The sequence below is a fragment of the Candidatus Erwinia haradaeae genome, from assembly GCF_900698995.1.
Classification (GTDB): Bacteria; Pseudomonadota; Gammaproteobacteria; order Enterobacterales; family Enterobacteriaceae; genus Erwinia_E; species Erwinia_E haradaeae_C.
The window spans coordinates 70896-94523 of the sequence record NZ_LR217735.1 but is presented as its reverse complement, the minus strand read 5'-3'; the positions used below and the strand labels follow the sequence as shown (position 1 = coordinate 94523).

Below are 23628 nucleotides of genomic sequence, written 5' to 3'. Positions count from 1 at the left end.
TGAGCGTTATGCTATATTAGGTGGTCGTACGTTCAACATAAGATAAGTTTGACTGAATACCAGAAATTACACGCGCATCTTCATAAATATTAGAGAATTTAATACCTGCTTCGAATTCTTCGCGAAAATATGCAATAGCACTTTGAAGCGGCGCTACTGCTCCTGGCGCATGAGCGCAGAAAGTCTTTCCAGGACCCAGATTCCGACAAAGATTTAATAAAATCTCAAGATCACCTGCATGCCCTTGGTGACACTCTAGAGATCGTAAAATTTTTAAACTCCACGGCAATCCTTCACGACAAGGCGTGCACCAACCACATGATTCGCGAGAAAAGAATGCTTCTATATTACTAACTAGAGACACCATATTGATTCTGTGATCCACTGCAATCGCTAATGCTGTCCCTAAACGACTTCCGGCCTTACTAATACTCAAAAACTCCATGGGTATATCAAGATGCTTGTCAATTAAAAACTCAGTACTAGCACCACCAGGTTGCCAAGCCTTAAGTTTTGACCCGTTCTTCATACCACCAGCATACTCGTCAAGGAGTTCTCGAGCAGTAATGCCAAATGGCAGCTCCCAAACACCAGGACTCTTGACTTGACCAGAAAAACCCATCATTTTAGTGCCTGTATCTACACTTTTTGAGATATCTTTATACCATTTAGTTCCATTAGCAAAAATTGCAGGAATATTTGAAAGAGTTTCAACATTATTAACACAAGTTGGCCGCCCCCATAACCCTATTGATGACGGAAATGGTGGTTTTGATCTTGGGTTAGGGCGACGCCCTTCTAGCGAATTCATTAAAGCTGTCTCTTCACCGCAAATATAACGACCTGCGCCAGTATGCACTACAAGGTCTAAACTAAAATTAGTACCAAAAATATTTTTTCCTAGCAAACCTGATTCGTTCGCTTCTAAAATTGCACGGCGTAAATTTATTGCTGCTTGAATATATTCACCCCGCAGAAAAATATACGCTCGATATGCTCTTAATGCATAAGCACCAATTAAAATACCTTCTATTAATTGATGTGGCATTTGTTCCATTAACAAACGATCTTTATAGGTTCCAGGCTCCATTTCATCTGCGTTACACAATAAATAGCGAATAGTTCTTGATAAATCTTTTGGCATTAAGCTCCACTTCACACCAGTTGGGAAACCAGCTCCGCCTCGCCCCTTTAGACCAGACTCCTGCACTAGTATAACAACTTGCTCTGATGTCATGCGTTTAAGAGTTTTCTCTGCACTAACATATCCATTAGTATTTTTGTATTCCTGTAAAAACACTGGCTGCTGATCTTTTCGCATTCGCCAAGTAAGAGGATGCGTAGCAGGTGTACGCGTAATTTGTCTCATGGATACTGTTCCAGTAATTGAGTAATATCTTGTGATCTTACATTACCATAGGTAGTTTCATTAATCATTAATGTTGGACTCTTATCACAATTACCAAGGCAACAGGTTGGCAGTAACGTAAAACGCTTATCTTCCGTAGTTTGTCCTGGCTGAATATTCAGGTGTTCTTCTAATCTTTTTTGGATTATCTGGTAACCCAGGATATAACATACTACACTATCGCAATACCTAATAATATGACGACCCACTGGCATACGATAAATCTGACTATAGAAAGTGGCAACCTCTTCTACATCACTAGATGGAATTTCTAACAGATCAGCAATACCTTTAATTAGACTATCAGAAACCCATCCTCGATATTTTTGAATAATATGCAGCGCTTCAATGATGACAGCGTGAGGCTCTTCATAAAACATCCTCTCCTTGGATATAGCAGAACGCTCTAAAGAGCTTAGCGTGCTATCATTAGGTTTATTTCTAATTTTTATTAGAATCTTGTTCTCATGCATATTTATCGGTCCACATCTGACATCACAAAATCAATACTACCAAGATAGACGATTAAATCTGATATTAAACTGCCATTAATCACCGAAGGAATCTGCTGCAAGTGTGGAAAACTAGGCGTGCGTACTCGCGTTCGATAGCTCATCGTATTTCCATCACTAATAAGATAGTAACTATTGACTCCCTTAGTAGCCTCTATCATTTGAAAGGATTCATTCACTGGCATCACTGGACCCCATGAAACTTGCAAAAAATGAGTAATTAAAGTTTCAATATGCTGTAAAGTACGCTCTTTTGGTGGCGGTGTAGTAAGTGGATGATTAGCTTTAAATAAACCTACAGGCATATTATGCAAACACTGCTCTAAAATACGCATACTTTGACGAATTTCTTCCATTTTAAGCATAACACGCGTATAAGCGCAACTTATACCATGACCGATAGGTACTTCAAAATCAAAATTCTCATACCCAGAACAAGGTCGCCATTTACGTATATCAAAATCCAAACCAGTTGCGCGTAACCCTGCCCCTGTCACCCCCCAAGATAATGCTTCTTCCATATTATAAGAAGCTACACCTTTAGTGCGAGCAATAAAAATAGAGTTTTTTAACGCAGCCTGTTCATATAATTTAAGGCGCTTCGGTAACCAATGAAGCAACTCATAAAGTAAACGTTCCCATCCTTTTGGAAGATCATTAGCTACACCACCTATCCGGAACCAGGCTGGGTGCATTCGAAAACCAGTAATAGCCTCTATAATATTATAGATCTTTTGACGATCAGTAAAAGCTAAAAAGACTGGTGACATGGCACCTACATCCTGTATAAATGTAGAGATATATAATAAATGACTGTTAATGCGAAACAATTCAGATAGCATTACTCGAATTACCTCAGCACGCGCTGGTACTGTAATACCAGCTAGTTTTTCTACAGCTAAAACATAAGGTAACTCATTAATGCAACCACCTAGATATTCAATGCGATCAGTATATGGAATATAGCTGTGCCATGACTGTCTCTCCCCCATCTTTTCTGCACCACGATGGTGATAGCCAATATCTGGCACGCAATCAATAATCTCTTCGCCATCAAGCTGAAGAATAATACGAAATACTCCATGAACAGATGGGTGATTAGGGCCAAGATTTAAAAACATAAAATCCTCATGAGCACTGGATCTTTTCATTCCCCACTCTTCTGGCCGAAAAAGTAGAGACTCCATGGCAAAATCTTCTGTTTGTTTAGTAAATTCAAAAGGTTTAAATTCAGTAGCGCGCGCTGGGTAATCTTTTCTAAGTGGATGGCCCTGCCAATTTCGTGGCATCATAATACGCGTAAGATGAGGATGTCCAGTCACATGGATACCAAACATCTCCCAAGTTTCACGCTCATACCAGTTTGCATTTTTAAAAATATGACTAATAGTCGGAACCTGTAAGTTCCGCTCTGATAGCGCTAATTTTAGCATCAGATCACGATTTTCTTGAATAAAGATAAAATGATAAAAAATAGAAAAATCTGCTTCTGGTAAACCAATGCGATATCTTCTCTGACGCTCATCTACACCATGTAAATCATACAGCATCACATATGGTTTGAAAAACTCATACAAAAATTGCACAATTTCCAATATCTGTTCACGCTGCACCCAAGCTACAGCCATATCAGTACATGTGGCCTGCAAACTCAAAGCATGAGGACCAAAATGCTGATAAAGCTTCGAAAGAACTGGATGATCGCACTGATCTAAAGTTTTTTCTACTATTTGTACAATATTTTTACTAGGCAAATCTGTCATAAATTACTTCACTATTCTAACCACGTAACGAATATACACTTCTTATTCTAATGGTGTTATTATGATCTTAGTCGTAGATCTATCTTTGATTATTGTCAAAAATTAAATTTCGTCTGGCGTGCACAAATATGTAGTAGCAATACGCTCTGCGTTTTTTCTCTCTCTTTCAGATTGCATCTTGGGACGATATACGTTCTGATCATGCATGAGCGATGATAATGGTCGACGCTCTTTTCCAATAGATTCCTGTAATAATAACAATGCTTGCATATACGCCTCCGGCCTTGGCGGACAACCGGGGATATATACATCTACTGGCAAGAATTTATCCACACCTTGCACTACTGAATATATATCATACATACCACCAGAATTAGCACATGATCCCATAGAAATTACCCACTTAGGTTCTAACATTTGATCATATAAACGCTGAATTACTGGAGCCATCTTAGTAAAACAAGTACCAGCGATTACCATTAAATCCGCTTGTCGTGGCGACGAACGGATAACCTCTGACCCAAAACGAGCTACATCATGTACTGCAGTAAATGCAGTAGTCATTTCTACATAACAACAAGACAATCCAAAATTCAATGGCCAAAGAGAATTCTTTCGACCCCAATTCACCATCTTGTGTAAAAGAAGTTCTAATTTTCCAAAATAAATATTTTGATGCCTATGATCTTTTAAAGGGTCATCTACCCGTTCTTTTTTATGTAAAGGATAAGCATCATTATCACTATTTTGATTAGGGCGAGTGAGAGTATAATCCATATATTTTCTCTATTTTTATTAATGGATAAATAAACATATCATATCAATGAGGATATTTAGCACCTAAAATATTAGGTAAGGTAGTCGTTTTACAGACATGAAGTTTACAATAAGCAGGAGACCAATTCAGAGCCCTAATACGAGCTAGATAAAATAAACTTACAAGCAAAATAACAATAAAAATTGTAGCTTCAATAAACCCAATCCAACCGACTTCACGAATTGATACTGCCCAGGCATAGAGATATAAAGACTCAGCATCGAAAATAACAAAAAACATAGCTATCAAATAGAATTTAATCGATAATCGCAATCTAGCGCTTCCAACAGAAGCAATACCTGATTCAAATGGTGTATTAGTATATCTTCCGTCGGCTTTACTACCCAAAAACCATGAGATTAATAGCATTAATAAACAAAAACATATTGCGGCAACCAAAAAAAGAATAAAACCGCATTGATGAGCAAGAGTGTTTATAGTTGTAGACATATTAATTTTACTCAAAGAAACGACATTTTATATAGTATGAACACCTTACCTATGTTCATAACCTGAACCTAAAGAATCTACAGGCAATATGTCATAGACAATTATAGATTATTTATATAAACAAAAATCTATAAGTTATAATTAAAACTGTAAGTAATCATTTTGACATTCTAGTAAAATATATCAAAAATCAAGTACTGAATTCTATTCATCGATTTTCAATCAATTCAATCATTACATCAATTTACACTAAAAAATCAAAGAGTAGCTAAGTTATATTAATATGCTGATATAATGCCAAAATTCCTATAATATCACGAACCTGTAATATAATGGGGATAACATTAAATAAAATAATCACGCTATCACTACGTATAATATATTATGCTAATTAATGTATAAGTAATAAAAAATACATATTATCATCATTTATATCATATGATTATATATTGTTAATTATGAAAATATCTAAAAGATTTAGGTAAAATATTATTGTTACCTAAAACAAAAGTGTTAATAATAAATAATCTTGCTAAAAACTATCAGACTATATTCTGTATAGTATTTTAAAAAAATGAATATTAAGCTTATAGTTTAATAAAAATTATTACATAAAACATAAGATATATAAAGAGAATAAAATTCATTCATTCTACTATTTAACAGAGTATCACTGCTTATATATTAATATATATTTTAAATAAACAGAAAAACATTACTAGCACTACTAGTAAACTTATATTTTTATTAGAATTACCCCTGCTAATATTAATAGTATATAAAATTTTTAATATTCTGTGAATTAATAAATATGCAATGCTTATTTTTTAAAATGTTATTTTAAAAAATATTAAAACTTTCCATTATAAGTGATAATTTATAAAAATAAAACGAATAAACTATATCAGACTCTTCTTTTAATAAATTCTTCAAATATCTTATTATTCAAATATCTTATAGTGCAAAAGTTGTATTATCCTCTCAGCATCGTCAATAGGTGCCAAAAAACAGAGTGTACATTGAGGATAACTATTAAAAACCATACGTATATTACATAAATCTAATAAACTCAAAATTTTTTTCTCAGAACTGTCAAGCTTAGAAATCTTGTTTCCAATAATTGATACTAATGCTAAATTTTCTTCTACCTCTAACTTACAAAAATCAGTAAGTTCAGTAAGCAATGCTGGATTTAAAAGATTACTGGTCATTACAAAAGACCAGCTTGTATCTAGTGTTACTGCTAATTTTACTTCAGATCGCATTATCAAATCCAGATGAATACCATGGCGTATTAATAATTTACATACTGCTTCAAAAAAACAAAATGTATCTGATAGATAAACATTATGTAACGTTAGCAAGGTCTGATGAGAGCGTAGCGCAAGAGCTCGAAACAAAGGCAAATTGTGAATCTCGTGACATACAATAGTACCACCGGCTCCTGGCTGCTTACTAGAGCCAATAAATATTGACATATCACTACGCACTACGGGTAATAAAGTTGCTGGATGTAATATTTTCGCACCACAAGTTGCCATCGTAAATGCTTCTTTAACAGTGATCTTGTCAATACGCTGAGCGGATGGAACTAATCGCGGATCTGCAGTATAAATTCCGGAAACATCAGTCCAAATATCAATCCTTTTAACATTTAGCGCTTCTCCAAGCATTGCCGCAGTATAGTCACTACCTCCGCGACCCAAAGTTGTAGTTCGTCCTTTTTCTTCTCGACCAATAAACCCTTGTGTCACAATTAATGCTTCTAAAATCAGAGGCTGTAATTGATGCTGAACAAGCTCTCGAAGTATGCTAATTTTTGGCTCTGCAGAACCAAAACACGCATCAGTACGCATTACTTTACGTACGTCAAACCATTCCACCGCCACTTTACGCTCACGAAGGATTTCAACAAAAAGCAAACTAGACATTAACTCACCATGACTAATTAACTCATCAGTTAGCTCAGAAGATTTTGAAAACTCTGCAATTTTAGAAAGAGCTTGAATATTGCTAAGTATGTGATTTATTTTATTACGAATAACTTTTTGATCAATCAACCGTTGAATAATAGCCTCTTGCATTTGGACGATCGTGGATAGTATAGAAATACGTTTTTTTTTACACTGACCTTCAGCTAGCAAGAAAAGCTGATTAGTTACCCCTGCAGATGCTGATAATACTACTAAGCGTATAGCAGGTTTTTTTAAAACTATATCAGCACTATGCTGCATAGATATATAATCAGCCATACTACTGCCGCCAAATTTCGCTACAATAAAATTGTGAGACATAACGAGAGCCAAACTGGTGTTAAGGTTGATTACATTAGCTCAATACAGAGCATGCCAGTAATATAGGCATATTTTTATATAAAACATAAATTACCTAAACCATTACACTGTCAGAACATAAGAGCTTAGCTTATCATAGTCACTTACCCTACTCTTGATAAATTTTTAAAATGCTAACGTTAGTTATTTTTAAATATTCTAGTAAAATTCTCACTGAGCATATTAAACCTATAAAAATATTAAAAATCAATAACACTAACCACTGTTCTTTTACAAAACTGCTATTTATCTTTTAATAGAAAAACGCTCTCTTATAATTTTGTTCAGCCAAGATTATAAATTATCGCATAAATTAAGACAATTCATTACAATACAATTGTTACATAATTATTGATAAAAAAAGTTCTATCCAATCTAATAGTTTTAAAAACATATGTAGGTATCATAGTGATGTATACACAGATGACACATTTTAGTAATATATATACTGAGATTTTATGGATTTATTATGTAATATGTATACCATTTACTTTATCCGAGACCAGTAAAAGTGGTATAATAATTGTACAGTATTACAAACAGATAAAAATAATTTCAAACCACAGAGAAAGATTATATAAAGATATTTTTAAAAAACACATTTATTAAAGATAGAGTGAATCCCGATAAAATGTAAAAATCAACTATGTATATAAATACAATATAAAATTATAACCTTTATTCTAAATTTTTCTGGTATTTTATTTATTTTTCCTTGTAGAGAACCACCTTGATTATTATAAGTATCTTTTTGTATCTAACCTGTGTACATCTTACTTATAAAGAATCTTAGTGTTCACCATATCTCTAAAATATATGTTTATTACTCATTTATAAATCGGACCGTACTTAATATCATTTAGTATAAAATTTACTGCATATTACAGCCTTTATCTTTTATTTTTATTCAGACAATAAATTCAGATGTTTATAATAAAATTAATGAACTGAAGTTTTATTCAAAAGATCTTGATACTTATATAAGAAATAAATATATTTAATGTCTAGAGTAACCTTGAAGGATAAAAACTTTGTATTTAAACCTCAATCATCATACAAACTAAAAACCTATAAATAGTCTGTGATAACTGATAAAATTATTTTATAAACATAAACTAGTCTAGGTTTACCCCTAAACGATTTGCAACTTCTTCATAAGCCTCTATTAAGCCAACTTGAGTCTGTCGGTAAAGGTCTTTATCCATTTTATGAAAAGTTTTTTGATCCCACAATCGAGCACTATCAGGAGAAAATTCATCACCTAAAATTACTTCATTCTGAAATATTCCAAACTCTAATTTAAAATCCACTAAAATCAAACCTATTTCAGAAAAAAGTGTATTTAAAATTTTATTAGTCTGAAAAGTGATTTCTCGCATACGTGACAGATGATCTGAACTTACCCAGCCAAATGTTCTGCAATAAGATGAATTGACCATAGGATCATGTTTATCATCATTTTTCAAAAATAAATCAAACACCGGAGGACAAAGAGCGGTTCCTTCCTTAATCCCTAATCGTTTTACTAATGATCCTGCAGCGCGATTACGCAATACAAATTCCAATGGAGCCATTTTTAAATTTTTCACTAATGTTGCATTATGAGAATATAATTCTTTGATCTGAGTTTTTATGCCGGCCTTCTGTAAGTGTGACATTATAAAATAATTCAACTTATTATTAATCAGCCCTTTTCGATTAAACTGATCAACACGCTTTCCATCTAGAGCGGAAATATCATCACGGAATTCTAATACTAATAGATCCGGCTGATCAGTACTATATAGGGTCTTTGTTTTACCACGATACAACTCCATCATCTTACGCATCGTATTTGCTCAACTTTTAATAAAATAATAATCGTACATTGTTTTCGCAAGATTTTTACATTGCTTATCATAATAACACTCTTTTAATAAAAACGTATTATCATATATCATATATAGTATGATCGATTATATAACCTTACATAATCCGTTAACATCTCCAATGTAAACCCAGTCATTCTTATCATACTTATCATGCATGCAATATTCGATTATATATTTTTACTTATACATTCATTATTCCACGATTTCTTTTTAATTATTTTATGAGATCTAAAAAACCATGATAAAAAATTAAAATTTTAGCTTAATTAATTTAAGCAATATCTAACTGAATTTATCAAGATCTAAAAATAAATAGTTAACCCTGCTATAATAAATTCTTATTAGACTATTTAGTCTTAATAAACTATTTTATATCTCATCTTAATCCCTAGTAATTGATACTTGGATAATTTTCAAAGAAAAGCATCATGATAGATTATAATGTATAAATTATAAGTTATTTTTGATATAATACAATTGATATACATGTATCAATACTTCTCATTCACTTCGCTCTCTCTACTCAAAGATACTCTAACCAAAATTTATACATAAATTATATATATCTTTAAACAAATATGATAAAATATCCTAAGAAGGAATATATTTTATATTATGATAGTATGCATACTTTATCAAACCTTAACCTACTCTGCCCAGTTTTAGATGGTCTTTATGGAGTAAAATAGTTAAATTAGGAGTAAAATTTTTCGTATAAGTAGAGAATTTATAAGTTTATCATATTTATATCTACTTATTTTTTATTGTAATTAACTTCAAAGCGGATAATATTTTCTCATGTTGCAGTCGATTGACTAGGTGACCTTTTGGATCAAAAAACTGCAAACTACTATAAGATCCTAGATCACCAACCTGAAGTTTATAGTAACCATTTTTAAAATTTATATCCGCAACACCTAATTTATGAATAGTTTTTTTACTTAACGAGGTGTATTTTACCTTTAAGCTTCCATGTGAGTAATTTCTCTCTTTTAATTCTATATTTAACATTTTTAGGATTTCTGGCAACCAAGACCAAATATGATCAAAAGAAGCGCATAAAATTATATTTGATAAACCAATATCATTGGTGCCACTGTATGCATGAATTTTCTGTTTGTAATTTTTAGATATCATCGGAACTGTTTGATTTTTATATATCATCATATTTAATTTTTGAGCTAAATATCTACACATCCTTGCGGTGTAATTTTGAATTTGAGAGGAAGAGGTCACCTCCTTATTCTTTTGTCGTAGATCAATGAGAATTACTTTTATCTTTTGATAACTGCCGCTTTGCTGTATACTAATTTGATAACGTCCAGAATAACAATTATTTTTGTCATCACCAGAAGAATTCCACCGGACCCAATTAGTAAATAAATTTTTATGTATATCTTGACGATGGAAAGTTACAAATCCATTTTTCTGTAAAATACTAATTATTTGTGACGAAATCAAACTAGAGGAGCCATGGATACTTAATATTCCTACATTCCCAGATATTTGAGCATGCAGGTTTTGCTCATTCATTAAACTTTGAGTTGGCGGTTTAAGATCGACTTGCGTATCACTCTCACTCTTTATGGCCACGAAAGGAATATAGAAATACTGATTTCGTGTTGGCAAAACCATGCCATCCGGAGCTTTTAACTCTTTAGGGTCATCTATTTTTAACGTAGGTGCATAGCTAATTGCTTGATGCTTATCATATCCATTCCTAGAGCAAGCTGATAAAAAAGATACTGATAATAATCCTAAAATCATCGCTATCGTAGGCCGATGTCCTAAGTTAGACATGTATACACCCCCGTATTTAAAAAACAATCGGCATCTTTAAGCGCCTGCTGGACAACAACATGATTCACTTTAGTTAATGACGTCATTGGTAAGCGTAATACATCGTTATGTATTAATCCTAATTGTTTTGCTGCCCATTTAACAGGAATAGGATTAGGCTCAATGAATAATGTTTGATGCAGATTCATTAGTTTTTGATTTAAAAGGCGAGCCTGATCGATTTTTCCGTTTTGAAATAAACCATATAGATTTGCCATCTGATAAGCAGCAATATTAGCTGTTACAGACACAACGCCACACCCACCTAGCTCCATAAAATTTAACGCAGTAGCATCGTCACCACTAAGTAGAAGAAAATCTTCTTGAACTAACTTTTTAATTTCAGTTATACGTAATAAATCTCCAGTTGCCTCTTTAATTCCGATAATGTTTTTAATATTAGCAAGACGTTTAATGGTCATTGGTAGCAAATCTACACCAGTACGTAAAGGAACATTATATAGTATCTGTGGAAGATTAGTACTTTCAGCGATTGTTCTGAAATGTCGATAAAGTCCTTCTTGTGTTGGGCAATTATAATAAGGAGTTATACTTAAGCATGCAGCTACACCAGATTTTTCTAAAGATTTGGTCATAGAAACACCTTCTGCGGTACTATTCGTACCAGTGCCTACTATAATAGGAATTCGCCCTGTTGAAAATTTTAATATTAACTCAATCACATGACTACGTTCTGCATTAGTCAATGTAGCTGTTTCTCCTGTTGTACCTAAAGCAACTATTGCTGAAGTTCCGCTATTCACGTGATAATTAATAAGTTTTTTCAAACTACTAACACATACCATGCCTTTCTTATTCATTGGTGTAATTAGGGCTACAATGCTTCCTTTAAACATTATTCTTCCTTGTCAAAAAAAAAGGCTGAAGAAAGTTATTTCCTAACAATATCTCCTGATACTATAATATTTTTACAATCACTATTTGTATGTCTTAACTATTTATATAGCTATATCTACTTATATAGTGATCCTTTGCAAGAAAAATATTTCTATATAGTATATAATATTATTATATAGCAATAATAATTTTACAAGTTTGCTAAATATTACTAATAGTGATCTATAGACAGGTTAATAACAATGAGATTTTAGACTAATGATACGAGAAGTGTTTGACATGATCATTAATCTTCGAAAGTTCTTATATCCTAAAATGATCAAAGCCTTAAAAAATCCTTAAAATATTACTAAGTAAAATGTAACATCTATTAAGATTTATATATATTCACTATGGATAATATAATCATTAGATGCAATTAAAATAACATTTACAAATAGCTCTGTTTTTAATGTTATAATTTTATATTTTTATATAGAGATAGGAAACAGAAGTACCATCAAAATATAGCCAAATCAATAAAAAATGCAAAATTGATATACATTTATGTATTATGTATGCACATATTTTTCGCTTGACAGTAACCAAACATCCGAAACTCACTGAAAAGCTTGTTTCTTTAATAACGTTCATATTAAATATTTACTTAAAAAAGTTTATACAAAACACATTATATCAATCAAAATCACTGAAAGAACTCTTATAAATTTAATTAGATGATCAGCTCAAGATTTATTATCCAGCTTCTTTATGAATAAATTGAATCTTTTTATTATCTATGTTAGTTAAGATTCCTTGATTATTAAAAGTTAACTTTAATGTTTGCTGTTGAAGAGGTTCATGCCTAATTTTCTGACGAGCTACGTAATACCAAATATTACTACTAAACGGATCACTAACCTGGGGTGTGCCCAGGATATATCTAACTTGTTCTTGTGTCATCCCAATATGAATTTTTATTAAATGAGAGTGTGATAAATAATTACCTTGAATTAGATCTGGATGATAAACTAATTTATCTGCGATAGAGCAACCATTGCTGACCATTAAAAAAATCAAGGCTATGGTTAAAATTTTATAGTTTATCATCATCCCATTCCTCGTTAACTATAATAATTATTATTGTTACTAGTTTAAAAGCGTTACTAATAGTTACTATTGTAACTATACTCAGGGATCAACCCTATAATATAAACTATTTACTTAATATATCATTTTTATACAATACATAATAAAAACAAGAAATACGCATAATTTTGTATATATTTTACTTATGTATGAATTAAAGGTAAAAAGTAACACTTCAGCTAATATGTTTATATATTCTACACTTTTTATCCTCTAGGATTGCTTCTTTTTAGGATTAAAATAATATATAATATTGATTTGCATTGATTCGCATTGATGCATAAAAATTATGTATTATTTGAGTATCCATAATTCTATTATTTTAAATATGTTAGACGGATTATTTTAAACTAATGACAAAACTCATCATGATACCTCAACATACTCTAGATACTCAGGGGCTGCGTTGTCCTGAGCCCCTGATGCTGATACGAAAAACTATACGTCATATGCATAATGGCGAAACTTTGTTAATTCTTTCTGATGATCCAGCAACCATATATGACATTCCTAGTTTTTGTCGTTTTATGAATCACGCTTTAATTTTACAATCAACTGACTCTATGCCATATCAATACCTTCTAAAAAAGATCTAATCTCTAAGAGAGAGTTACTCATATCGCTATGATATGCTAATAGTCACGCATCTTGTGATACATCTTAATACAAAATTAATTCTTAAATGATTTTATTCATTTATTTTTATATCATTTGTAAGGTTAATTCATTGACATATGTGATCACAAAAATTGCTATTATTAGCTTTGTTATCTGTAATTAATATAAATTTGTGCATGTAACAACTCAGCTATTATAAAATCACTTTTATCCTATGTAGTATTCAAAATGGTTAAATTAGATTAATTTAGCTTCAAAAGTTACGAGAAAGATAAAATCTTTACATAAACAATTAGATTTACTGACCAAACTTAATGAAAATAAGCAATATATCAAAACTAGAAATTTCTAATGCAAATCTTGCTAAAAATTTTTTTATATACCACATTTTTTATAAATATTAACGTGTAGTTATCAATTTGTTACAAATAACCCTATAAGGAGCATTATATGTCTTGTATGTCTTGTATGTCATCTCTAACGTATTTTACTTGATACAATTATTAACAAAAATTTCTTAATAAAATATTTTACTAAATCTTGTAATCTTAAAGCATTAGAATATTTTCTGAGAAAGCTATGAAAATTTCACAGATATATTACTAAATACTGAATATTTTAGTAAATATATTGATATATCATCGAGTATATAATAGGCAAAAATTCATCGCTAACTATCTGCTTCTTTTCTAATCAAAGAAAAACAATTAATTAACCAAATTTAATAAAAAATTTCATAATACAATTAAATTACAATATATTAGGAAATAAAATTTCATAACAATTATAGAAATTTCTTTAATTTAAATTGAATATCTATACAAGATATATTACTAGAAGATCCCCATACCATACAGTTACAGCTAACATTACAAATAAAAATAATTATTTCATTAAAATTTTAGAATCTAAACTAAATTCTCAGGTTTGGCAAAATATAGCGAAACGGCTTCCTTGCAAAATAAAAACGATTATTCTATTCACGATGGACATAAAAACATTAAATTAATGTTACTTTGTAATTTATATAACCTTGATAGATACACTTAGTTATAGATACTTAATGCATTACATCTACTATCGTTCTGCAGATATATAGCGTCTCATTGCAAAACATTACAGAATCGATTTAATTAATCATAATCGCAAGCATTCTATTCTATAGAATGCACAAAATCATTAAGTAAAGAACAAGTAATCAAAATACGGTATAAATTAATTTAATCAAAAATATTTATATAGGATATTTATATAGGATATTTATATGGGATATTTATATAAGATGTACTAGAGTATACTAGAAAATCTAGAAATATCAGTAACTGAAACACGTAAATACATACCACATTAACTTTATAAAAAATAATATCAAAATTATTTTAGAGCAGAATAATTAACTAACATTAATAATAATTAAAATACAAAAGATCACTTTATTCAACCAATATATATAATTACAATCAATAAAATACTGTAATAAACACATACAGTAAAAATTGTTACAAAATTTCTTCACATTTAAATAGTAACACTAATTGTCACAGTCATAGCGCCTGTTTCTTTTGAAATAATACGTGTCCTTTAACAACACACAAAAAAATATAAATACAACTACAATACATCCACTTCAATGATATATGACATCTTGATCATACAAAGTGTTAGAAAGAATCTATAATTAAGAAGCATATTATACCGATCAATATCATTATTATTGCCTAGTCATTATTACCAGAACCAAGAAACGTCAAAACCCTAAGCAAAAATAAAAATAAGTAAAACATTGTACATAAAACCTCTACAACTAACTAGTCTTGAGACACATTGATACATAAATCAACTTAATCTTGCGAAATCTATCAAGCACACTACACAACACATTATAAATAAATATTTTACGATCATTATATCAGTCACAAAAATTATTTAAAATAAAATATGATTAAACTGACTGTTAATCTTAAATAAGATTTGTCTAAATAAAAGAACTCCAAAAATATGCTAATTTACTTCTCAATCTTAACTCTATATAAAAGAACATTAAGAACACTAAATATGTATATATTACATTATAAAATTCATGTAGTGAATTTTTAAAAATACAAAGAAGTCTTTCTTTAAATAGTGTTATTTATATATTTTTATTTAACATTAAAAACACTCTAAATAATCAATCAATTAACTATATAATCTATATTATATAATACAAAAAATACTATCTGAAAAATCCTATTTTTTATTATAGTATATGAATTCGTTAATTATTATTTTAAAAAATTTTATGCATAACAACACATGGTAAGGAAATAATCTTAAAATTTCGCACTAATACATTGCGCACTAATAATATATAATATGCTTTGATAGATTGTATTCAATAGTTTCTATTAAGCTGGTAAGCTTTAGGTAAAAGTAAAAAACTATACAATCTTTTTTATTATGCACAATGACACCTATGAATTGCAAGGTATAACATTTACAAATACAACTATCGATAAAAATTACAATTACCTAAAGACATATGAGATAGATATAACTTTCTGTTTTGTTTCTGCATGGTACATCCATATATGGTAATGCATGATCCTGTCTAAGACATTTAATTTTTTCAGATTTTAAAGACAAGCAATGCATCTCATTATTTTCATTAAAAATTTTTATTTAAAATATTTTAATATAAAATAGATATGATTTTAACTAATGTAGTATCTTATAGAAACAGAAAGATATAAAATAATTACAAGAACCTTATTGAGGAGATAGATCCATGTTTGCATGTAACAATTTAACGGCTATGTTCTTATAAAAACTATCTATTATTTCATCTTAATATTGCTTATATCAATAAAAATAAACATCATTATTTAAATAATGACTTACTTATCTTGCTTAGTATTATTAATGTATATAATGTAACGTATATATGATATATAAATAAAAATTTAAAAATTACTTAAAGATAAACCTTGACGATATCGCAAAATATCACGCTATATCTACAACATTTCACAATAAACTTACTGAATTTTAATGACTTCAAATTCTATTGGTTTTATAAAATATTTAGCACCCCTTTCAAAATCATCGGGGCAAACTATAAGACATTAAGAACTATTTTACACTCTTGAATGCAATCATATCTTACTGATGAATAGGATTACAAAGTTTCTATGTTAGAAAAATATAAGAGTGATCAATCTCCTCAAATCAATCGAATTTACACTAAAAACATCTCTTTTGAATCACCAAAGGCGCCACAAATATTTCAAGAACCTTGGAATCCTCAGGTGACACTAAACCTAGGTACTAGTTCGAATCATTTGATAGAAAAAATGTACGAGGTCATACTACGCGTCACTGTTATTACAAACCTTGCTAAAAGTATTGTTTTTTTATGTGAAGTAGAACAAGCCGGGATCTTCTCTATTGAAGAAACAGAAGAAAACAAAATAGCACATAGTTTGGGTTCACGCTGTCCAGACCTTCTTTTTCCATATGCACGTGAATGTATTGCTAACTTAATATGGCATAGCACGTTTCCGCCATTACATCTTGAGCCGGTTAATTTCGACGCACTATTCATAAGGTACCTTCAAAAATCAAAACAAACAGAACATACTCCGGATACATAAATGAAAAAATCTGATGCGATCATGAGCATTATTGGAGCTGGTTCATACGGAACCGCATTAGCTATTATGCTGTCTCGTAGTGGGCGTCAAGTCATATTATGGGGGCATAATCCTTATCATCAGGCTCAACTAAAAACATACCGATATCATCATAATATTCTTCCAAAAGTACCTTTTCCGGATACTTTAATTATTAAAACTAATCTTGCCAAAACAATAGAGGCTAGTCGCAACCTACTGTTAGTGGTTCCAAGTTATGTATTTGGTGACATGTTACGCCGCATTAAACCTCATCTCCGCACTGATTCACGTTTGACCTGGGCAACAAAAGGTCTAGAAAAGAATACTGGACGATTACTGAAAGAAGTCGCATCTGAAATACTTGGTAAACATATCCCTTTAGCTGTGATATCAGGACCAACATTTGCCAACGAAGTGGCAATAGGTGCGCCAACTGCAATTACCTTAGCAGCAACAGATAAAAAATTTGCAAAAGAATTACAGAAACTATTGCATTACAAAACAAAACTCCAAGTTTACAACAACCCTGACATGATCGGGGTTCAATTAGGCGGAGTGGCAAAAAATATAATTGCTATTGGAGCTGGTATATCTGATGGTATCGGTTTTGGAGCTAACACTCGAGCTGCGCTTATTACGAGAGGGTTAGCTGAAATAAGTCGGTTAGGTGCAGCTCTAAATGCTAATCCTGCTACATTTACGGGAATGTCCGGTTTAGGGGATTTAGTTTTAACTTGCACAGATAACCGCTCTCGTAATCGACGCTTTGGTGTGTTAATAGGAAAAGGTTATAATGTTTACCATGCAAAAAAAATCATAGGACAGGTTATTGAAGGTTGGTGCAATACAAAAGAAATTAAAATGCTAGCCATGCGCTATAGTGTTGACATGCCAATTACTGAAGCAATTTACCAGATAATATATTGTGGCAAAAACGTTATAGATGCCGCAGAGAGCCTACTCGGTCGTTCCAGTAAAGAAGAAAATCACAGCAAATAAATCATGAAATTTCATTTTTACTGCAAAAGATTCAACATTTTATTAGAGAGCGAATGATGCTATATATAGATCCTAAACAAATTTGGCATGACATCCAAAAAGAAGCCTACCAACTTGTTCAATCTGAACCTATGTTGGTTAATTTTTATCGCTCTGCTTTATTGCAATATAACGATTTGGGAACTGCTTTAAGCTATATTCTTGCTAATAAGTTAGCTAATCATATTATATCTAAAATAGATTTATATAAGATTATTCAAGATATTTACCGACAATATCCAGCCATAATTATTTCTGCCGCTTATGATATCTATGCAGCGCGCCATCGTGATCCAACCATTGATAAATACTCCACAGTAATATTATATTTAAAGGGATTCCATGCTCTACAAATATATCGTCTTTACCATTGCTTATGGAATTTAGGTCGTCGAGCTCTTGCCCTTTATCTGCAGCATCAAAGCTCTATTTTGTTTGCGGTTGACATTCATCCTGCCGCAAAACTTGGTCAAGGTATCTTACTAGATCATGCAACTGGAATTGTGGTAGGTGAAACCACAGTTATTGCAGATAATGTATTAATTCTGCAATCAGTGACACTTGGAAGTACTGGCAAAGATAGCGGTGATCGACACCCAAAAATTCAGGAATGGGTTATTATTGGAGCAGGAGCTAAAATTCTTGGAAACATTGAGGTAGGATGTTGGGCAAAAGTTGGAGCGGGATCCGTAGTTCTACGGCCTGTCCCCGCTTATGCTACAGTTGCTGGTGTTCCAGCTAATATTGTCAAAAAAAAACATAAATATGTTATATCGCCTATTCATATAAATCCACACCCTATGGCATTATCTCCAGGTTTTGAATATGGCGACGGCATATAATAAAAATTCACTAACAAAATGAAATTTAAATTTAACACAGTCAAATACTAAAACCTATCTTAAAAGATTTTTAAATTTGCAAAATAAAAACAAATCTTAAATATAAGATTATTATGTACGATTCTAGAATCAACTTACACTACTCATTATTTCTTGATATTATACCATTATATTTATCTAAATATTATAAAAAATCTAGACTGTGAAAAGTGTTTAAATAAATCACTAAAAAATATACCATTATTGACTAGAGTTAAAATTGTATCTTTACTATTGCACAAGTAATTCAAGAAAAACATTATAATCGTATTAACTTATCAAAATTTTATTTTTTCTTACATAGTCTCATGTCACGCATAGCCTGAACTAAAAATTATAATCACCTACGATACATAATTACAAGGTTTTACTTTTATGACAAGCTCACAGCTGACTGTTATATAATAAATATTATACAATAATGCATATATTATAATTATACTTCAATAATACTATACTTCAATAATACTTATAAAACCTTTTAATTTAAAGTAAAATGATTCTATAATTCTATTATCATTCGATAATTCTTATTAAGCTCTAAAATTAAAAAAGCTTAATATATAATTATTACATCCCGCATCTTATATATCATAAGATAAATATCCAATCTATTTATATAGATAAATAATTTAATTATGTATGCTAAATAAAAAATTTAAAGAACGATTGTAAAAAATAAATTAATTTTATTAGATTTATGTAATAAAATTTTATTAATCTTATCTCAGAACATGGATAATGATTTATCTTGTGATGCATAATTTTAAGAGCTCTATATAATAATTTCTGCATGCAGCATAACGGAATATCAAAGTCTGGTTATCACAAACAATTGATCAAACGTGTCCTAAGAGTACGGGTAATTTTTTATAACCACATCCTATTTATGACAAATAATCACGAAACACTAAAAAAAATCCAGCGCTATTGATAGAAAAACTTCATAAACATAATAATCCCAATATTTATTCTATGATAAGTAAAGATCACAAAATAGATAAATATTTAAAATATATAGAGCTATTTTTGAGCTTATCTATTTTAAAATATAAGGATCATTGAGAACAATATTAATTGTTACACGTAACACATAGATTATACCATACATAGTACTAAAGAGAAATCAGTTATAATGTACTATGCATATGCAATATTGTATGGTGATATATTTTGTATAACTTTTTATCTTCCTAATAATATAACACTTAAAACTGCTAATATATGGAACCATAGATATTTTATATCTAAATTACAAGATTAATATAGCTTCTTAGCAATATCTAACCAATCATATTTAAACGGACGTTTCATGTTTTTAATAGCATCAACAATATTATGATGCACTATCTTCTCATTTTGAATACCTACACAGCATCCATAAGAACCCTCTAGTAATAGTTTGGTAGCGTAAGCACCCATGCGTGAAGCCAAAATCCGATCATAAGCTACTGGAGCTCCTCCCCGTTGAATATGCCCCAGTACAGTAACACGTGTATCTCGTTTAGTTTTTTCTTCAATATATCGCGCTAATGCATTGATATCACAAATATGCTCAGTAATGGCTACAATGGCATGTTTCTTGCCTTTAGAAAATCCATCCCTGATCTCATCAACTAACTTTTCACGAGTTTCAGGAATTTCCGGCAAGACAATAAACTCACAACCCCCAGCAATTGCAGCTGCCAAAGTTAAATCTCCACAATATCGTCCCATAACTTCTACAATAGAGATACGTTGATGTGAAGAAGAGGTATCACGTAAGCGATCTATGGCTTCTACCACTGTTTCAAGTGCAGTAAAATATCCAATAGTATAATCTGTACCAGCTACGTCGTTATCAATAGTCCCTGGCAAGCTAATGCAAGGAAAACCCATGTCTGTCACAGATTTAGCACCCATGTAGGAACCATCTCCACCAATTACAACCAAAGCATCAATTCCACGTGTTATCATATTTTTAATAGCTATGCTACGCACTGCTTTTGAACAAAATTCAGGGAAACGAGCAGAACCTAAAAATGTACCACCACGGTTAATAATATCTGATACGCTATAACGACTAAGAGCTATCATTCTATTTTCATACAAGCCTAAATAACCATCATAAATTCCAAAAATTTCCAAACCTTCACTAATACCCGTACGGACGACACCACGAATTGCTGCATTCATACCTGGCGCATCACCACCACTAGTAAGTATACCGATCTTATTCATCATAAAAACCTCTCAATATAGTGATATAGGTTATATATGATGCACGACAAGAACAATCACATATATTATTTTCTAATTACAAACGTTATGACACACGCAGATTAAGATTAAAAAGAGGAGAGTTCGGACTGGATAAATCTACAAACTAAAATATTTATCAGATATGTCATAGACTGATAACAACATTTTTTTCACATAAGACTTAATGCATAAAATTAAATCATTTCGTGATCTTTACTCATAGTATTAAAATGCTAATCAGCATAATCCTACTTAGTTAGTTTTAGACACTCACCATACTTCTGATAACTTCTATAACAATTTTGCATCAATTCTGATTTAATTAATATTGAAAATACTCTAAAAGTCATTTTATGATCCAAGTGTACCTTGATGTTCTTGAGATACCACAGAACATGGATCTTGATGAATAATCACATCAGAACCAGGAAATCGAACAAGCAACGCCTGCTCAATATGATGAGATATGCTATGCGCCTCACATAAGGATAAGTGATCCTCCATTTCCAAATGTAATTGAATAAAACGTGTTGGACCAGCCTGACGTGTGCGGATATCATGCACTCCGCATATACCAGGCCATGTGGCAACAATTTTCAAGATCGCTTGATACTCTGTTACAGGTAAGGCGCGGTCGAGTAATACCTGAACAGCATCGCATGCAATCCGCCATGCAGAATATAAAATCCATATGCCAATATTAAGGGCACATAATGCATCGGCCCAATAACAACCAAGCCAACTCAACACTAGGGCTAATAAAATTGCACTATTTATTACTATATCTGATTGATAATGCAACATATCTGCACGTATAGCCTGACTTTGAGTTTTTTGTACTACCCAGCGCTGAAAAGTAACTAAAATGAGTGTTGAAAATAAAGCTATACAGGTAACTATAACTAATACCAGAGGTTCCTTTAGTTCTTGAGGGGCAAAAATATTTCGCAAGCCAGTGAAAAAAAGAAAGAAAGCCGAACCACAGATAAACACGCTTTGCACTAATACTGCTAAAGACTCGGCTTTTCCATGACCAAATGCATGCTTAGAATCAGCTGGCTGCATCGCATAACGTATAACTAATAGATTTGTCAATGAAGCAGCAATGTCTACTAATGAATCTATTAGTGCCGCTAACACACTAACTGATCCCGTATACCACCAAGCACAAAATTTTATGATTAGTAAAAGAAATGCAAGAACTATCGCTGCCATAGCTGCCATAAAAACTTGTCGTGTATATTTTATATTCATCGCGGCTATCCACCAAATACAATCAGTTAGTTATACTAACAGTCCAAGATCTCATCTATATTATATGTGAGAGATAGACCAAAAGAATACTATATGATCCAATAAACCATCGATGAGATCAATCTCATTATTATATCCTCTAGATATAAATTAAAAATCTTTAAAAACGCGTAATATATTAAATGTAAAAAAATACAATATTTGAAATATTAAAAATCAATATATATTTATACATATTGATATTATATATATTAAATAATCACAAAAATCTCACAGATATATGATAACTACACCCTTTCCGTAAAACGTAAAAATCTTTTAATGATGTCTTTTCTCATTATTTATAATAACAGTTCTGGATATGTTTATTCATCTTACAAAATATTGATAGACTGAATTAGTCTGGTATACAAAATATCCGTATTATCTCTAGTTTTTTCTTATATTCTTGATATTATAATTATTTAATTTTAACCAATTTAACTAATTTAATTAATGAAAAACATAAGATTTTTTTTATATGCACAATATAGTCTTCACTATGTAAAAAACTAATGAAAATTAGTAAAAATATCATTAAGGATGATCTATTAATAACATCACTCCACATTTTATATGTATTAATTGTATTAAAGATAGTATTTTTATAAAAACTGAACTATAGTTATTAACTAACCTAAAATTAAAATTAATCTTACTTCTAATAATGTTTATCATTGAGAAAATAAATTTTTGATAATTTCTAATATTAATAATATGTTTACGATTAACAGAAAAATATTATATATTCTATATAATACTATATTTAAAGAGATTACTTTGTTTACTAGAGACTAGTAAGTAACAAATAATACATAATACATATTAATATTATTGATATGCTAATATATATTAATAATATATATACTAAACATTTTGTATTTATTAAAAACCAGAGATCATTGATTTCATCAATATATATTGC

At 30.8% G+C, this 23628-nt stretch carries 16 protein-coding genes; 4 read left to right on the top strand and 12 right to left on the bottom strand.

The window, feature by feature from the left end:
• Window positions 1–16: 16 nt before the first annotated feature.
• The 10 genes from nuoF to bamE all read right to left on the bottom strand — a co-directional run bounded on the left by nuoF (window position 17) and on the right by bamE (window position 12943).
• Window positions 17–1369 (bottom strand): NADH-quinone oxidoreductase subunit NuoF, encoded by a 1353-nt coding sequence (nuoF, locus tag ERCISPPA3004_RS00290; protein ID WP_157990156.1) that lies wholly within the window; start codon window positions 1367–1369, stop codon window positions 17–19.
• The gene (gene nuoE, locus ERCISPPA3004_RS00285) at window positions 1366–1881 is read right to left on the bottom strand and encodes an NADH-quinone oxidoreductase subunit NuoE (RefSeq protein ID WP_157990155.1); all 516 of its coding nucleotides are present in this window, start codon (window positions 1879–1881) and stop codon (window positions 1366–1368) included. The genes nuoF and nuoE overlap by 4 nt, the downstream gene beginning before the upstream one ends.
• 2 nt (window positions 1882–1883) lie before the next feature.
• Window positions 1884–3683 carry an NADH-quinone oxidoreductase subunit C/D gene (nuoC, locus tag ERCISPPA3004_RS00280; protein WP_157990154.1) on the bottom strand — a complete coding sequence of 600 codons (1800 nt, stop codon included), beginning with the start codon at window positions 3681–3683 and terminating at the stop codon, window positions 1884–1886.
• A gap of 102 nt (window positions 3684–3785) precedes the next feature.
• Entirely contained in the window at window positions 3786–4460 is a 675-nt protein-coding gene (locus ERCISPPA3004_RS00275) for a NuoB/complex I 20 kDa subunit family protein (protein ID WP_157990153.1), read from the bottom strand.
• A gap of 43 nt (window positions 4461–4503) precedes the next feature.
• Window positions 4504–4950 (bottom strand): NADH-quinone oxidoreductase subunit A, encoded by a 447-nt coding sequence (gene ndhC, locus ERCISPPA3004_RS00270; protein WP_162297992.1) that lies wholly within the window; start codon window positions 4948–4950, stop codon window positions 4504–4506.
• A 941-nt stretch (window positions 4951–5891) separates the two neighbouring features.
• Window positions 5892–7244 carry a lysine-sensitive aspartokinase 3 gene (gene lysC, locus ERCISPPA3004_RS00265; RefSeq protein ID WP_157990152.1) on the bottom strand — a complete coding sequence of 451 codons (1353 nt, stop codon included), beginning with the start codon at window positions 7242–7244 and terminating at the stop codon, window positions 5892–5894.
• Between the two features lie 1154 nt (window positions 7245–8398).
• Window positions 8399–9112, bottom strand: coding sequence for a phosphoribosylaminoimidazolesuccinocarboxamide synthase (purC, locus tag ERCISPPA3004_RS00260; RefSeq protein WP_157990151.1), 714 nt, complete (start codon window positions 9110–9112; stop codon window positions 8399–8401).
• A 792-nt stretch (window positions 9113–9904) separates the two neighbouring features.
• Window positions 9905–10954: an outer membrane protein assembly factor BamC gene (gene bamC, locus ERCISPPA3004_RS00255; RefSeq protein WP_157990150.1), complete on the bottom strand. Its 1050-nt coding sequence runs from the start codon at window positions 10952–10954 to the stop codon at window positions 9905–9907.
• Window positions 10942–11850: a 4-hydroxy-tetrahydrodipicolinate synthase gene (gene dapA, locus ERCISPPA3004_RS00250; RefSeq protein ID WP_157990149.1), complete on the bottom strand. Its 909-nt coding sequence runs from the start codon at window positions 11848–11850 to the stop codon at window positions 10942–10944. The genes bamC and dapA overlap by 13 nt, the downstream gene beginning before the upstream one ends.
• Before the next feature lie 736 nt (window positions 11851–12586).
• Complete coding sequence (gene bamE, locus ERCISPPA3004_RS00245) at window positions 12587–12943, bottom strand: outer membrane protein assembly factor BamE (RefSeq protein ID WP_331905059.1); 357 nt, start codon at window positions 12941–12943, stop codon at window positions 12587–12589.
• Window positions 12944–13332: 389 nt separating this feature from the next.
• Here bamE and tusA point away from each other — a divergent pair, with 389 nt between their 5' ends.
• The 4 genes from tusA to cysE all read left to right on the top strand — a co-directional run bounded on the left by tusA (window position 13333) and on the right by cysE (window position 19130).
• Window positions 13333–13575, top strand: a complete 243-nt coding sequence (gene tusA / locus ERCISPPA3004_RS00240) for a sulfurtransferase TusA (protein WP_157990148.1) — start codon at window positions 13333–13335, stop codon at window positions 13573–13575.
• Between the two features lie 3192 nt (window positions 13576–16767).
• On the top strand, window positions 16768–17229 hold the full coding sequence (gene secB / locus ERCISPPA3004_RS00235; protein ID WP_157990147.1) for a protein-export chaperone SecB: 462 nt from the start codon (window positions 16768–16770) through the stop codon (window positions 17227–17229).
• On the top strand, window positions 17230–18249 hold the full coding sequence (gpsA, locus tag ERCISPPA3004_RS00230; protein WP_157990146.1) for an NAD(P)H-dependent glycerol-3-phosphate dehydrogenase: 1020 nt from the start codon (window positions 17230–17232) through the stop codon (window positions 18247–18249).
• 56 nt (window positions 18250–18305) lie between these two features.
• Window positions 18306–19130, top strand: a complete 825-nt coding sequence (gene cysE / locus ERCISPPA3004_RS00225; protein ID WP_157990654.1) for a serine O-acetyltransferase — start codon at window positions 18306–18308, stop codon at window positions 19128–19130.
• A gap of 1299 nt (window positions 19131–20429) precedes the next feature.
• Here the strand turns inward: cysE and pfkA are convergent.
• Together pfkA and fieF are read right to left on the bottom strand one after the other, a co-directional pair.
• The gene (gene pfkA, locus ERCISPPA3004_RS00220) at window positions 20430–21392 is read right to left on the bottom strand and encodes a 6-phosphofructokinase (protein ID WP_157990145.1); all 963 of its coding nucleotides are present in this window, start codon (window positions 21390–21392) and stop codon (window positions 20430–20432) included.
• Window positions 21393–21761: 369 nt separating this feature from the next.
• Window positions 21762–22664, bottom strand: a complete 903-nt coding sequence (fieF, locus tag ERCISPPA3004_RS00215) for a CDF family cation-efflux transporter FieF (protein ID WP_157990144.1) — start codon at window positions 22662–22664, stop codon at window positions 21762–21764.
• Window positions 22665–23628 lie beyond the last annotated feature (964 nt).

Excerpts from the sequence above, each read along its gene's own strand:
- nuoF (WP_157990156.1), bottom strand. The coding sequence starts at position 1,369 with ATGAGACAAATTACGCGTACACCTGCTACGCATCCTCTTACTTGGCGA.
- nuoE (WP_157990155.1), bottom strand. The coding sequence starts at position 1,881 with ATGCATGAGAACAAGATTCTAATAAAAATTAGAAATAAACCTAATGAT.
- nuoC (WP_157990154.1), bottom strand. The coding sequence starts at position 3,683 with ATGACAGATTTGCCTAGTAAAAATATTGTACAAATAGTAGAAAAAACT.
- ERCISPPA3004_RS00275 (WP_157990153.1), bottom strand. The coding sequence starts at position 4,460 with ATGGATTATACTCTCACTCGCCCTAATCAAAATAGTGATAATGATGCT.
- ndhC (WP_162297992.1), bottom strand. The coding sequence starts at position 4,950 with ATGTCTACAACTATAAACACTCTTGCTCATCAATGCGGTTTTATTCTT.
- lysC (WP_157990152.1), bottom strand. The coding sequence starts at position 7,244 with ATGTCTCACAATTTTATTGTAGCGAAATTTGGCGGCAGTAGTATGGCT.
- purC (WP_157990151.1), bottom strand. The coding sequence starts at position 9,112 with ATGCGTAAGATGATGGAGTTGTATCGTGGTAAAACAAAGACCCTATAT.
- bamC (WP_157990150.1), bottom strand. The coding sequence starts at position 10,954 with ATGTCTAACTTAGGACATCGGCCTACGATAGCGATGATTTTAGGATTA.
- dapA (WP_157990149.1), bottom strand. The coding sequence starts at position 11,850 with ATGTTTAAAGGAAGCATTGTAGCCCTAATTACACCAATGAATAAGAAA.
- bamE (WP_331905059.1), bottom strand. The coding sequence starts at position 12,943 with ATGATGATAAACTATAAAATTTTAACCATAGCCTTGATTTTTTTAATG.
- tusA (WP_157990148.1), top strand. The coding sequence starts at position 13,333 with ATGACAAAACTCATCATGATACCTCAACATACTCTAGATACTCAGGGG.
- secB (WP_157990147.1), top strand. The coding sequence starts at position 16,768 with ATGTTAGAAAAATATAAGAGTGATCAATCTCCTCAAATCAATCGAATT.
- gpsA (WP_157990146.1), top strand. The coding sequence starts at position 17,230 with ATGAAAAAATCTGATGCGATCATGAGCATTATTGGAGCTGGTTCATAC.
- cysE (WP_157990654.1), top strand. The coding sequence starts at position 18,306 with ATGCTATATATAGATCCTAAACAAATTTGGCATGACATCCAAAAAGAA.
- pfkA (WP_157990145.1), bottom strand. The coding sequence starts at position 21,392 with ATGATGAATAAGATCGGTATACTTACTAGTGGTGGTGATGCGCCAGGT.
- fieF (WP_157990144.1), bottom strand. The coding sequence starts at position 22,664 with ATGAATATAAAATATACACGACAAGTTTTTATGGCAGCTATGGCAGCG.